This is a genomic window from Alphaproteobacteria bacterium SS10, assembly GCA_019192455.1.
Taxonomy (GTDB): domain Bacteria; phylum Pseudomonadota; class Alphaproteobacteria; order TMED2; family TMED2; genus TMED2.
The window spans coordinates 74,218-87,167 of record JAHCML010000005.1; the positions used below are offsets into that span (position 1 = coordinate 74,218).

Consider the following 12,950-nt stretch of genomic DNA (forward strand, 5'->3'; position numbering starts at 1 on the left):
TCAAAATCATGTCGGTAGCCAAATACCGACGCTTCGAAACATCTGGCCCTACTATTGGTGGGGGTTGCGAGAGAAAGTGGCAATCAGCTCAGTCTCTGGGGACCATTGGAATTGGTCAATAGGCTGAACCTGACCGATATGATAGCCGCCCTCGACCAGGATGCCGGCATCGCGGGCAAAGGTTACCGGGTTGCAGCTGATCATGATGATCAGTGGCACCTCCCGTTCGGCGAGGGCCGTCGCCTGCATTTGGCATCCGGCACGTGGTGGGTCGAGGATCACGGCTGCCGTGTCTTTCGGCAGATCATCTTCGAGTGGGTGTTGGAACAGGTCGCGCTGTTCAACCTTCACCCGGCTGGCAAAGCGTTGGCCAGCGGCGGCTTGTAGGGCCTGCAGCGCATCGCCATTACCATCAACCGCATGTACCCGGTGCCCGCGAACCGCCATGGGAATGGTGAAGGTGCCCATACCGGAAAACAGGTCGATGACGGGGGCATCAGTCTTCACGCCATACTGATCAAGTGCGCCTAGAAGATGCCTAATCAGCGCTGCTTGCCCTGCTGTCGTTGCCTGAATGAATCCACCTGGCGGTAGCGGGACCGGAATGCCTTCAACTGAGATGATCGGCTCGCGCCGGGCGATAACCGTTTCGGGCGGTGTCTGGTGATCTGGTCGCCAGGAGAGACGGGCCCAGTCATGCGCCTCGATGATGCTCGGCCAGTCCTGCCGCTCATCCAGTGACGGGCTGCGGCTGCGGGTCAGCACTAGATCCAGCCCGTTATCACAGCTGGTGATGTGAAGATCGGCGGCCTCACCCGACCAAAGCGTTGCCTTGGCAAAGGCGCGAATGTCCTCCAGCTGCCCGCTGATGGCCGGATCGGCCACCGGGCATTCGGCCAGATCAACGATCACCTTGCTGCGATGGCGATGGAGGCCTAGGCGCACATGGCTTCCATCATTGCGCAGGGTAAACTCCATCCGCCGCCTGGCACCTGCATCTGCTGCAGCTGCGCCCCAGGCAGCCTCTGTCGGCTTTACCAGCTCAGGGTCGAGCCCTTTCTGGCTTAGGGCCTGGCGAAGGCGCTGGGCTTTGAAATCGCCAATGGCTTGTGGCGCTACATGCTGAAGGCGGCAACCGCCGCAATCACCAAAATGCTGGCAGGCCGCATCGACCCGATCACTCGACGGTTCCAACACCTCCATGATCCGCCCATCGGTGGGCTGATCCGGGTTGCGGGGGTCGATTAAAGGGTTAAAGCGGATTGTCTCACCGGGCAGGCAGCCTGGCACAAACACGGTGTTGCCATTGGCCGCCTCGCCATCTTTCAGCGGCTGAACGATGCCATCGCCGAAATCGCCCAGGCGTTCAACCACACCATCCATGGCATCACCATAGCGGGGACGGTATTTCTGTTTCGGACGGCCAAGCTTATCGCGGCCCTTGGTCCGTGCGCGGTCGGTTCGGGCATTGCGCCGACCGGCGTTATTGCCATGTTGGTTGTGGCGGCGGGGCATTGCTTATTCTTCTTCTTAATTGCGGCGCCGGTTGATGTAAGACGACCGGCCTGATCGCATTGATCCAGCCGGTCGCTTTCCTGCCCGTTAAGGCAGCTATTCGTGACGTAGCGAGGTGCTTAGCGCGGCGCAAGCACCATGATCGCCTGACGCCCTTCCATCTTGGGCATCTGTTCCACTTTGGCAATCTCGTCCAAATCGCCGCGGATGCGGTTCAGCACATTAATGCCGAGATCCTGGTGGGCCATTTCGCGGCCGCGGAAGCGGAGCGTGACCTTCACCTTATCGCCGTCATCAATAAAGCGGCGGGCATTGCGCATCTTCACCTCATAATCATGGTCGTCGATGTTTGGACGAACCTTGATCTCTTTGACGTCGATGACTTTTTGCTTCTTCCGCGCTTCGTTTTGGCGCTTCTGTTGTTCGTAACGGTATTTACCGTAATCGAGGACCTTGCACACGGGCGGGTCAGCCTGTCCGGCGACCTCCACCAAATCTAGGCCAGCCTCATCGGCGCGGCGTAGGGCTTCCTCGATATCGACGACGCCCACCATCTCGCCATCGGCATCAACCAGGCGGACCTTAGGGACATCAATCAAATCATTAACCCGCGGGCCGTCATTGCGGACCGGGGCTTCTTGAAAACGTGGTCTGCGGATGGATGTATCTCCTCTATCGACCTTGTTTATGACGGGTCGGCCCGGCTGTGTCTGAGCCGTGGGAAACCAACTTACCGTCTTGCCCCCCAATGGGGCGATGCGCCTGACGCGTTTACTGGTGCATTATCGAACAGGTGCGCATGCCATATACGACGGCTGCTCGCGCAACGCGAGTCCTAGCCGTCGAAATATGACGATTTCTCAACTATATCGCGCAAAGGCGAGGGGTCACAAGCCAACCGGCGATTAACTCGCCGCGTCAGCTCGCTCTAGTGGAGATTTTGAGGCCTCAAGCAGCATCTCAATCGTATCATCGAGTGACTCGACGGTCTGGCCCTGCTCACCCAAGGTACGGATCGCAACGGTGCGTTGCTCAACCTCACGGCCACCAACTGCCAAGATATATGGGATCTTCTGCAGCGAGTGCTCGCGCACCTTGTAGCCAATCTTCTCATTACGCAGATCGGTTTCAACTCGCAGGCCCTTCGCCCGCATCATGGCGGCGATCTCCATGGCGTAATCATCGCCCTCAGAGGTGATGGTGGTCACCATTGCCTGGGTCGGTGCGAGCCATAGCGGCAGCTTGCCGGCATAGTGCTCGATCAAGATGCCGGTAAACCGCTCCAGTGAGCCGAACAGCGCACGGTGCAACATCACCGGCACATGCTTCTCACCATCGGCACCGATATAGAACGCGCCCAAACGGCCAGGCAGGTTCAAATCAACCTGGACCGTGCCGCATTGCCAGTCACGACCGATGGCATCCCGCAGCACGAACTCAAGCTTCGGACCGTAGAATGCGCCCTCACCAGGGTTGGTGGTGTAGGGCAGGCCGCTTGAATCAACCGCTGTTTTCAATGCTGCTTCTGATTTGTCCCAGATCTCATCCGACCCAATCCGCTTTTCTGGGCGGTCAGAGAACTTGATCCGCACTTCCTCGAAGCCAAAGTCACGATAGATATCGAGGACTAGCTGACAGACGATCTGACACTCTTCGGTGATCTGATCTTCGGTACAGAAGATATGCGCATCATCCTGAGTGAAGGCGCGCACACGCATCAGGCCATGCAGGGCACCTGACGGCTCAAAGCGGTGGACCTTACCGAACTCACCAATGCGCAGCGGCAGTTCACGATAGCTGCGCAGGCCTTGTTTGAAGACCTCGACACCGCCCGGGCAGTTCATTGGCTTCAGCGCGAAGACCCGGTCTTCTTTGGCCTGGGTGGTGAACATGTTCTCACCGAATTTCTCCCAGTGGCCTGAGCGTTCCCACAGGCTGCGATCCATGATGTCTGGCGTGTTAATCTCAACATAGTCGGCGCGGTTTTGGCGCTCACGCATGTAGTCGATCAGGGCCTGGAACACCGTCCAGCCTTTCGGGTGCCAGAAGACAGCACCGGGCGCCTCTTCCTGGAAGTGGAAAAGGTTCATCTCTTTGCCCAGCTTACGGTGGTCGCGCTTCGCGGCCTCCTCCAGCATGGTTAGATGGGCGTCGAGTTCTTTCTTATCGCGCCAGGCGGTACCGTAGATGCGGGTCAGCATCGCGCGGTTGCTATCACCACGCCAATAAGCGCCTGCCACTTTGGTTAGCTTGAAGGCATCGCCGATATCGCCGGTTGAGCGCATATGCGGGCCACGGCAGAGGTCGAGCCACTCACCTTGTTTATAGACGGTGATCGTCTCGCTGGCCGGTAGGTCGCGGATCAGCTCAGCCTTATAGCTTTCGCCCTTATCTTCGAAGAACTTGATCGCGTCGTCGCGGTCCCAAGCTTCACGCTCAAATGGGGCGTTGCGCTTGATGATCTCACGCATCTTGGCTTCGATCTTCGGCAGATCTTCCGTCGTAAACGGCTCTTCACGAGCAAAGTCGTAATAGAAGCCGTTCTCAATCGCCGGGCCGATGGTGACCTGGGTGCCGGGATACAGCTCCTGCACCGCTTCAGCCATCACATGGGCCGCGTCGTGGCGGATCATCTCCAGCGCTTCTTCAGACTTCTTGGTGATAATCTCGAGTTTAGCGTCTTCGTTGATCGGCAGATTCAGATCAACCAGCTCACCATCCACCTTTACCGCGAGCGCAGCCTTACCCAGGCTGGTCGCAATCGACTTCGCCATGTCGCCACCAGTGGTGCCAGTCGGATAGGTGCGGGTCGCGCCATCCGGCAGGGTCATGGTGATTTCAGCAACTTTGGCTTCAGCGAGGTCGGACATGGAGGTGCCTTTCAACACGGTCGTTACGATGATGGATCATCACAATCCCGAGGAATACCGCGCCCACGCGGCCTTGGCTAGGGGCATCAAGGCCGCAACGTTTCAAGCTTGTTATGCGGTGAACGCGTGGTTTTGGTGGGCCTGGGCCCCAAAATGCCCTTTATTAGCGTTACATGATCATGCTTCAGGAGGATATCGGAGCCGTGGCACGCGCATTTTTGTTTGGTTTGATGGCGATGGCTCTGTTGCTGTCCACCCCGATTTCCGAGGCTAAGGCCCAGCAGTTCCAGGGCGGTGAGGCAGGCGCTTTCCAGCAGTTCCAGCGGGTTCAGCCCCGCGCGGTGCCGTTTGGCGGAGAGCAGGCGGTGATGTGTGTTCGTGACCGCGAGATCCAGCGTACCGGCAGCCGTACCTGTATCTATAGCTGCGATAACGGCAGCTCGATCAGTCGTCAGATTTCACGCACAAGGTTCTGCGAGACTTCCTTCCAAACGACCCAACGGTCATTGCTGAACGAGATCCAGAATATTGAGCCAACCCAATGTCGCTTGCGTCGGTTACGTCAAACCCGCACCGATAAAATCTGCATCTATGATTGTGGTGGTGAAACGGTGAACCTACCGGTGGCCCACAGCCAGACCTGTGACCGGCGGTATTCTCGTTAAGGGGTTTTGAGGGGCCGGATTTTAGACCGGCTCTTCCTCATCCTGACCCATCGCCTTTTGCGCGGCTTTCCAAACCTTCTCAATGGGCAGCCGGTCGAGGCTAGCCTCTTGCAGTGTCGTGACCGCAGGGCCGATTGGTGCGCTGAGATAGGGTGAGGATGCGCCGGAGAACAGCACCACTGAGGGGCAACCGGCCGCACCAATCAGGTGCATAGGTCCTGTATCATTGCCAACGGCGAGCACCGCCGCGCGGCCCAATGATGCCAAATCAAACAGGCTGGTCTTACCCGTAAGGTTCAGTGCTTCGGGACAAGCGGCGCCAATCTCGCGCGTCACCACACCCTCTGATGGTGTGCCCAGTAGAACCGGCCGGAAACCATCATTGATCAGGCGATCACAGAGGCTGATGTAGTGTTGCTGAGGCCAGCGTTTTTCTGGTCGATGCGGTGCACTGCCCGGCACGATCAGGGCTGACTTCTCCGGTAAGCCGAAGGGGCTTACGTCGGTTTCCATCCAACCCACATCGGGTAGTGGGATATCCTTGAAGCCAAGCGCCGCAAGCTGATCCTGGTGGCGGTCAAAGGCATGGCGGGTTGGCGGGCGCGGGTCTTCAAAAGGGAAGGTGGCGCTCGCCGCGGAGCCCGACCAAGCTGGTGCTGGCTGCGGCCAGAACAGCTTGTGATAGATCGCCGTCCGGTCGTTGTTCTGTAGGTCATAGACCATGTCGAACTGACCCTGGCGCAGCTGTTTGCGGAGGCCCATCCAACGGCCGATCTCATGCCAGCCAGGACGCTTATCAACCAGAACCTCATCAAACAGGCCACATCGGCGGCCAATCTCGGCGTAGGCGCCAGTGGTTAGGAGTGTGAGATGGGCATCTTGATGGCGCTCGCGGATCGCTTGAAAGGGGCCAAGCGCGATGATCATGTCACCCAGGGCGCCCAGCTTAATGACCAAGACGCGGCGCGCCTGATCGATCTGGCTTAAATCTGCAGCCGGAGCCCCGTTGCCGGTATCTGTGCCGTTCTCGGCCTGGCTGTTGGTGCTGCCATCACTGCGTTGGGGAATATCAATCGTTGCCATTGATGAAGCTGCTAAATCTTACGAATGGGCGGGCCGACTTGGTGGGCGCTTACAAAAACTAAGCCGTCTGATTACGCCTTGGCCGCCAACTAATCTAATAGTTTTGTGCCATTTACCTTTCTGGCGGTGGGTCCGTTCCCACATCGGTCAGTGAGGCAGGTAGATCGGCTGACGATAATGGGCCCTGATCAATTACCATCTCAGCATCGTAAAGGCTGGCGACCAGAAGTTCGTCATAGAGCGCTAAGGTGGCGTTGCACATATGATCTTTAGTGAACCGGCTTTGGATCGTCTGCATGCCCCGGCGCCCCATCTCCTCAAGCAGGTGATCGGGCAAAGACAGGGTGCGCGAGATTGCGTCCGCTAGGGCATCTGCATCGCCTGCTGGGACAACCCAGCCGGTCTCGCCATGGGCCACAAGCTCTGGCGGTGCACCTTCATCGCTAACAATAACCGGTTTGCCCATGGCCATGGCCTCAGCCACTGTCCGGCCAAAGCCCTCTGGCACGAGGGAGGGGCACACTACCAAATCGGCAATGGCGTAGACGGCGGCCATATCGTCACTTGGACCAACCAGGCGAATGGTCAGACCAAGGCCCGCCTGTTCGATCTGCTTCTGCAGCTCTTTCGCGAAAGCGGGTTTATCGTCGCTGGACCCGACCATCAGTACGGTGAGGTCTTCCCGGCCCAGCTGGCTTAGCGCCTCAACCAGAACCTTATGACCCTTAATGCGGCTAACACGACCCGGCAGGACAATCACCGGCATATCGGTGGCGATGGCCCAGTCCTGGACCACAGACTTGATCCGTTTTGCCCCTACCCGCTCTGGGTGGAAGGTGGTGGTGTCGACACCGCGGGGGATAGTCCGTAGTCGGTGTGGGTTCATCTCATAGGTATCGGCCACATGGCGGGCGATGAAGTCGGAGACGGCAATCACCACATCACCCATCGCCATGACCGAGTTATAGGCACGCTTCCAGCCCGAACTATGGCCGTAGGCGGCATGGAAGGTGGTGATGAAATGGGCACCCATATTCCTGGCGGCCCGCATGGCCGACCAGGCCGGTGCCCGGCTGCGGGCATGGACGATATCGACCTGATGCGCCTCAATCACCGCTTCCAGGCGCTTGATATTGCGCCAGATCGTCAGCGGGTTCTTAGATTTCAGCGGCAGGGTTACGTGCTTAATACCGGCCCGGCGCAACTGCTTAACCATCGGCCCGCCACTGGACGCGACAATAGCCGTGCCGCCAGCCGAGAGTAGGGCGCGGGCAATCTCTACGGTCCCACGCTCAACGCCGCCTGATACCAGTGAGGGCAGAACCTGAAGCACGACCGGCCGGCCGCTGCCTGAGGGTTCAGGTATCTCAGGCTGGCGCCGCCGCCTGCGCCGCCGCATTGGCGGTTTGCCGGGCTTGGCGGTGCGTTTGCCCTTATCTAGATGTCGTGCGTGGCGCATGGTTTCGCGTCGCTGGCGGTTTCAAGCCGACAATCAGGGGAAGGCCGGTGGTGATCTCTGTCAGATATATTGGACCGGCGCGGTTGTCACCTGCAACCACCAGCCATTTCCAGCTATCTCACGGGCATCCCAATTGACCGATCTGGCTTAGCTGCTACACAGGGGTTCGATCAGATTTATTGAGGCCTCGACGTCACCTCAAGGCGCGGGACTCAAATGAGGTAACGCCATGTCATCGCCTGAATTTTTGAGCCTGCCAGATGGTCGGAAGATCGCCTATCACCGCACGGTGGCGCCGGGTGCCGAGGCTGGGCCCTGGGCCGTTTTTCTAGGTGGCTTCCGCTCCGACATGACCGGGACCAAGGCGACGTTTTTTGAAGATGAGTGCCGTAGGGCCGGGGTTTCCTTCCTTCGATTCGACTATACGGGCCACGGTGAGTCATCCGGTGATTTCGCTGAAGGGTGTATCGGTGATTGGACCCAAGATGCCATCGATGCCGTTGATCACCTGACCGAGGGCAAGCTGATCCTAATTGGATCCTCCATGGGCGGTTGGATCATGCTGAACGTCGCCTTAGCCCGGCTGGATCGGCTGGCGGCAATCATGGGCTTGGCCTCCGCGCCGGACTTCACCGAGGATTTGATGTTCGCCTCCATGACCGCGGAGGAGAAGGAAGCGCTGAAACGCGATGGCCGGATTGAACAGCCGAACGATTACAGCGATGAGCCGTATCTGATCACCAACCACCTGATTGAGGAGGGGCGTAACCATCTGCGGCTTCGCGAGCCTATGCCGATTGATGTGCCGATACGCCTAGTCCACGGCATGCGCGATACCGACGTGCCGTGGTGCCTAAGCTCAAAGATTATGGATCTGGTGAGTAGCGAAGATGCCGAATTGCTACTGCTTAAGAACGGCGACCACCGCCTCTCCGACCCATACTGCTTGAGCCGGCTGTCGCAAGTGATTGGACCTCTTCTTGCGGAATTTTCGGCTTCCGGCTGAGATAGGCCAGCAGGAAGAAAAAGACGCTTAGGCCAAGCGGCGTCGCGAAGGCGGGGCTGGCCAGATAGGGCTCGCCATATTCAAGCCAATTGCGACCACCGACCAGGTTCTGCATCTGGGCAATCATGGCCTGTTGGCTGTCTGCGCCAAACATGATCAGCAAGAGCTGTGACACCGATGCGAAATCGATCTGATTGGTCTCAAGGTAGTAAAGCGCATCAAACGCAAGCGCACCGCCGGTGCCGAGCAGAAAGATAAAGCCGATAAGGAAGAACAGGATGCCCATGGTGAACCCCGATAACGCTCTCTACTCCCGGTTTTCTTAATCTGACCGGTGCGCGTTTGTGTTTGCCTCGCCGTCGATGAACGCTGAAGAGCGTCATGCGGCCCATACCCACGAGTAAGAGGGTAGGCGGCCCGTGGTAACGGTTGCAAGCGCTGATCGTTTGCATCATCGCTTTTATTGGCCGCCGCTTGGTTTGCGCCATAGCCATCTCGAGCGGGTGAAGTGGCGCGGTATGGGTCACAAAGCCGACTTTTGGCCAATTAGTTTGGGTTTTGCCCACAAAACCAGTGAAACCTCCCTTGCCATGAATGAGGCCATTGGCCTAATGTCCCGCCGCTCGCTGCCGAGGTTCCGACAAACCCGGTGCGGCGATGCGTTGGTGAGGTGGCCGAGTGGTTTAAGGCGCACGCCTGGAACGCGTGTATAGGGGAAACTCTATCGTGGGTTCGAATCCCACCCTCACCGCCATTGCGCGTCTATCCTGTATCTAGCTAGGCAATCAGATATGGCCGGTAAGCGCCGCAAATCTAAGCCACATGGCCGATTTCTAGTCGTTGATACCGAACTACAGACCAAGATTGGCCACAATTTCAATGCCACCAGCCGGGTTGCTAGGGCTGCGATCGATTTCGGCTTTGACCAGGTTGTCATCGGGTGCAACCGTCATTTCTCCGCTGCCCCAGCTGCGGCTCTGGATGTCGAGGGCACCAACATTGATGTGGTGCCTGGCTTTTCATCCCAGGCTTATGACCTCTTCACCGACCAATCCTTCAGCCCCTCGCTGAATGCCAACAGCATTCATTACGGCGTCTATAACGCAAAGGCACTCTATGCTGAGTTGAGTGGATTTTTGGATCAGGTCGAGGCGACGAGCCAGGATCTGCTCTACTTCCACACCTTTTCTTTGGCGACAGCAGAGGCGGTGCTGCGCCTTTTGCGCAATCGGGCGCCGGCACAGACCCCGACCATTCATGCCCTTGTCTATATGAAGCCGCACCTCCTGCAGTTGTCGGAGGTAAAACAATCGAAGTTTCCCGGCATCCTGGACCGCTTTGCGGCTGAAGGGTTCCTCGACACCAAAATCTTCTTCCATGTTGAGACCAAGCGGTTGCAGCAGGCCTATGCAGAGCTTGGCTTCGACTTCCCGGTTCTTTTTGGTCCTATCTCAACCCCAGCTGCGGTGACTGATGCCAAAAGCCGCAAGAAGGAAGCGAAGCAGCGCCAGGTTGCGTTCTTAGGCGAGGCCCGGGCGGAGAAAGGTTTCTGGATCCTGGCGGAGATCATCAATATCTTCGCGCATCGCTATCCCGGCATGCTGAAGAAGACCAAGTTTGTCATCCAGTGTGAGGCCAATGGCGATAACCAAGCCCATCCGTGGGTTCAGGAATCCATCGATCGGCTGAAGAGGATCGCCAAGCTTCACGACAACATCTCGCTTATCTCCTCTGTTGAGAAATCGGAGTATGAGGCACTGATTGCCGAGAGCGACATCATTCTGCTGCCCTATGATTTGGAGGCTTATGAATGCCGTGGCTCCGGCGTTGCCTATGAGGCCCTCGCTTATGGCCAGAGCCTTATTGTTCCGGCTGACACCGATATTGATGTCAGCTTCGATTTCCCGAACGTCATTGCCGCTGACAATTACTGCCCTGAGACCTTCGCTGAACGGATTTACGACGCTGTGAAAATGCCCCAGTCGCAATGGCTGGAAGCATCCAAAGAGGCGATCGCCTATATCGAGCAATTCAATGGGCCCGGTTTTATCAGCCGCCTTGTCGATGGTGCGAAAACACGCAGCGCCGCCGCCAAGAAGGCCGAGGCGAAACGCAGTGCGCCTAAGAAACGTGCGCTGCTGCTTTGTTGTGGCACACTCGATGGCGGTGTCGGCATGGTGCAGAAGGCGCAGTTAAGCGCACTCTGTGATTTGGGTATTGATGTCGACTGCGTATTCTTGCCCTGGTCGCTCTCGACCATTCAGTCGTCATTCGAAGAAGCTGAGTTTTACAACAGCATCGATAACCGACGGGATGAGTTTGATATTCCCGAGGGCGCCGGGATCATCGCTTACACCCCTTACGTTCTGTCGAAGACGAGTGTGGATGCCGAGCGGATCATCATGACGCTCAACGACCGGGTTAACGTCAACAGCTTCGAATCCTTTGAGTACCGAACCACGTTGATCGACCCTGATTACTATGCCGAGTTTATTCGGGACCAAGAGTACGATTGGGCGATCGTCAACTATCCCTTCTATATTGGCGCGCTAGATTTACTGGGCGCCAAGTATAAGAAGCTGATCGTTGAGACCCACGATCTGCAGGCAAAACAGATGTATTTCCGACGGTTAAGCGCCGGGCGGCCTGAAGATACCGACAAGTACATTGAAAAAGACTACCGGGATGAGCTGGCGGCCTCCGGACAGGCTGATGCGCTGGTCCATATCAGTGAGCAGCTGCAGTCAAACTACGCGGGCGTTCCAGACAGCGTTAAGCAGACCACAATCAGGCCCTGCGTGCCCAAGGCGCAGATCGAGAAATGCCGTGAGCTAAGCCAAGCCGCCCATCGCATTTCAGATGTTGGTCAGCTGACTTCCTACCTGACGATTGAGTCCCCGGAGGCCGGTCACGCCCTTCCAGAGTGGATGACCAATAGCGGTGCGAGTGGCCTGGACCTTGCCTTTATCGGCAGTTCCCACTTCTCCAACGTTGCCTCGCTCAGATGGTTTATCGACAGCGTTTATCTACCCATCCTTCGGCCCCTAGGCGTTAATTTCTCAGTGGCCGGTTCGATATGCGCTGATCTGGGCGATTATGGTGATCAGCTCTGGCGGTTAGGGCGCGTCCGGGATGCGGAGCCACTTCAGCTGGCAGCCCGCGTCAATGTTTTGGCGGTGGAAAACGGAACCGGCTTCCCGACCAAGGTGATTGAGACCTTATCCTTGGGTCAGGCATTCTCCGCGTCAGCTTATGGCTTTTATGAGTTGGCAGATCAGGCGGCCAAATACTTCCCGGTGCTAGATGCCATCGATGATTGGGCAGACGATATCTTAGAGCAGCTGCTGTTAAGACCCGCGCGATCAATCCGGGGCAAGGATGGTCGGCGCTTTGCTTCGAAGCATTTCTCACCGGCAAACTATCGCAATAGCTGGGCCAAGGTGCTTGGGCATCGTAAGGCTATGCCGAAGGGCTTTGATGAAGACTTCTACCAGGGCACCGGTCATGCCGAGGTGAACCTTGAGCAGAGAATTCCGCTGTTAAACCAAGAGTTACTCAAGCGGCTACCCCCCAATCGACTACGCCGGTTACAGCGGCGCAACCCGGTCCTGAAGCGTTTGACCGGGGCCGTGAAAGATCACCGCATTGATAACTGGGTTGATGGTGTCGTCGAAGATCTGAGCCGTTCGACAGACAAAGGGGCGGGTCAGAAATGAAGTATGTGATCCGTGAAACGGGGCTCTTGGATCCGTTGCTTGATGAGGGCAACGATACCCAGCTGGAGATCCTAAAATCGATCGGACACGTTATGTGTCTGCTGCACTGCCGACAGTGGGATTTCAAATCGACGAATGATTTGGAACAGTGGTTGGTCAGTGTCCTGCTTACCGAGCAGTCTGATCTGCGCCGCAGGCCTGGGCCCACACAGACCATACGCAGCATTGTGCAGAAGCGCGTTATTCGGCCTACCGCCAATCTGCAGATGCCGCAACTATGGGCAAGCATTCTTGATCTCCGCCCGGACGTTGAAAAGTTCGTTGCGGAGCGGCACACCAAAGCCAATGACGAGCCGTTTCTGCGCCTCGTCTTTTGGTTCTTTAATAACGGTATCTCGGAGTATCACTTGCGGGATTACGTCGGCCCGGTCATTGACCGGCATTTTAGGGCGGATGGTAAGAAACTGGCCTCGATATGGCGTGGGGTTTGGATAGTTCGTGAGGATTTACGCGATGCGTTTGATCTATCTACGGCTAAGGGCACCAAGGAATATCAAGCCTGGCTGGGCGATGGTTTAGCCCGTGAGTATCCGGCCCTCGCCAAGATTGCCGCCGAAATCAGTCAACAAGGCTAGC

General features: G+C 57.4%; 10 protein-coding genes and 1 tRNA gene. 5 read left to right on the top strand and 6 right to left on the bottom strand.

Annotated elements, in window-relative coordinates:
* Nucleotides 1–51 precede the first annotated feature (51 nt).
* The 3 genes from KI792_09285 to thrS form a co-directional block, all read right to left on the bottom strand.
* On the bottom strand, nt 52–1,515 hold the full coding sequence (locus KI792_09285; GenBank protein MBV6633210.1) for a class I SAM-dependent RNA methyltransferase: 1,464 nt from the start codon (nt 1,513–1,515) through the stop codon (nt 52–54).
* A gap of 119 nt (nt 1,516–1,634) precedes the next feature.
* The gene (gene infC, locus KI792_09290) at nt 1,635–2,174 is read right to left on the bottom strand and encodes a translation initiation factor IF-3 (protein ID MBV6633211.1); all 540 of its coding nucleotides are present in this window, start codon (nt 2,172–2,174) and stop codon (nt 1,635–1,637) included.
* A 246-nt stretch (nt 2,175–2,420) separates the two neighbouring features.
* Nucleotides 2,421–4,385: a threonine--tRNA ligase gene (thrS, locus tag KI792_09295; GenBank protein ID MBV6633212.1), complete on the bottom strand. Its 1,965-nt coding sequence runs from the start codon at nt 4,383–4,385 to the stop codon at nt 2,421–2,423.
* Between the two features lie 203 nt (nt 4,386–4,588).
* Between thrS and KI792_09300 the strand changes: the two genes are divergently transcribed.
* Complete coding sequence (locus KI792_09300) at nt 4,589–5,050, top strand: hypothetical protein (protein ID MBV6633213.1); 462 nt, start codon at nt 4,589–4,591, stop codon at nt 5,048–5,050.
* A gap of 21 nt (nt 5,051–5,071) precedes the next feature.
* Here KI792_09300 and KI792_09305 read toward each other — a convergent pair whose 3' ends face one another.
* Together KI792_09305 and KI792_09310 are read right to left on the bottom strand one after the other, a co-directional pair.
* Nucleotides 5,072–6,133 (bottom strand): glycosyltransferase family 9 protein, encoded by a 1,062-nt coding sequence (locus KI792_09305; protein ID MBV6633214.1) that lies wholly within the window; start codon nt 6,131–6,133, stop codon nt 5,072–5,074.
* Nucleotides 6,134–6,245: 112 nt separating this feature from the next.
* Complete coding sequence (locus tag KI792_09310; GenBank protein ID MBV6633215.1) at nt 6,246–7,532, bottom strand: glycosyltransferase family 4 protein; 1,287 nt, start codon at nt 7,530–7,532, stop codon at nt 6,246–6,248.
* A gap of 289 nt (nt 7,533–7,821) precedes the next feature.
* Here KI792_09310 and KI792_09315 point away from each other — a divergent pair, with 289 nt between their 5' ends.
* Nucleotides 7,822–8,598 (top strand): alpha/beta hydrolase, encoded by a 777-nt coding sequence (locus KI792_09315; GenBank protein MBV6633216.1) that lies wholly within the window; start codon nt 7,822–7,824, stop codon nt 8,596–8,598.
* Here the strand turns inward: KI792_09315 and KI792_09320 are convergent.
* The gene (locus KI792_09320) at nt 8,501–8,884 is read right to left on the bottom strand and encodes a hypothetical protein (protein ID MBV6633217.1); all 384 of its coding nucleotides are present in this window, start codon (nt 8,882–8,884) and stop codon (nt 8,501–8,503) included. The genes KI792_09315 and KI792_09320 overlap by 98 nt on opposite strands.
* Before the next feature lie 378 nt (nt 8,885–9,262).
* Here KI792_09320 and KI792_09325 point away from each other — a divergent pair.
* The 3 genes from KI792_09325 to KI792_09335 all read left to right on the top strand — a co-directional run bounded on the left by KI792_09325 (nt 9,263) and on the right by KI792_09335 (nt 12,949).
* Nucleotides 9,263–9,352: transfer RNA gene (locus KI792_09325), tRNA-Ser, on the top strand.
* A 37-nt stretch (nt 9,353–9,389) separates the two neighbouring features.
* Nucleotides 9,390–12,314: a glycosyltransferase gene (locus KI792_09330; GenBank protein MBV6633218.1), complete on the top strand. Its 2,925-nt coding sequence runs from the start codon at nt 9,390–9,392 to the stop codon at nt 12,312–12,314.
* Nucleotides 12,311–12,949: a hypothetical protein gene (locus KI792_09335; GenBank protein MBV6633219.1), complete on the top strand. Its 639-nt coding sequence runs from the start codon at nt 12,311–12,313 to the stop codon at nt 12,947–12,949. The genes KI792_09330 and KI792_09335 overlap by 4 nt, the downstream gene beginning before the upstream one ends.
* Nucleotide 12,950: the final 1 nt, after the last annotated feature.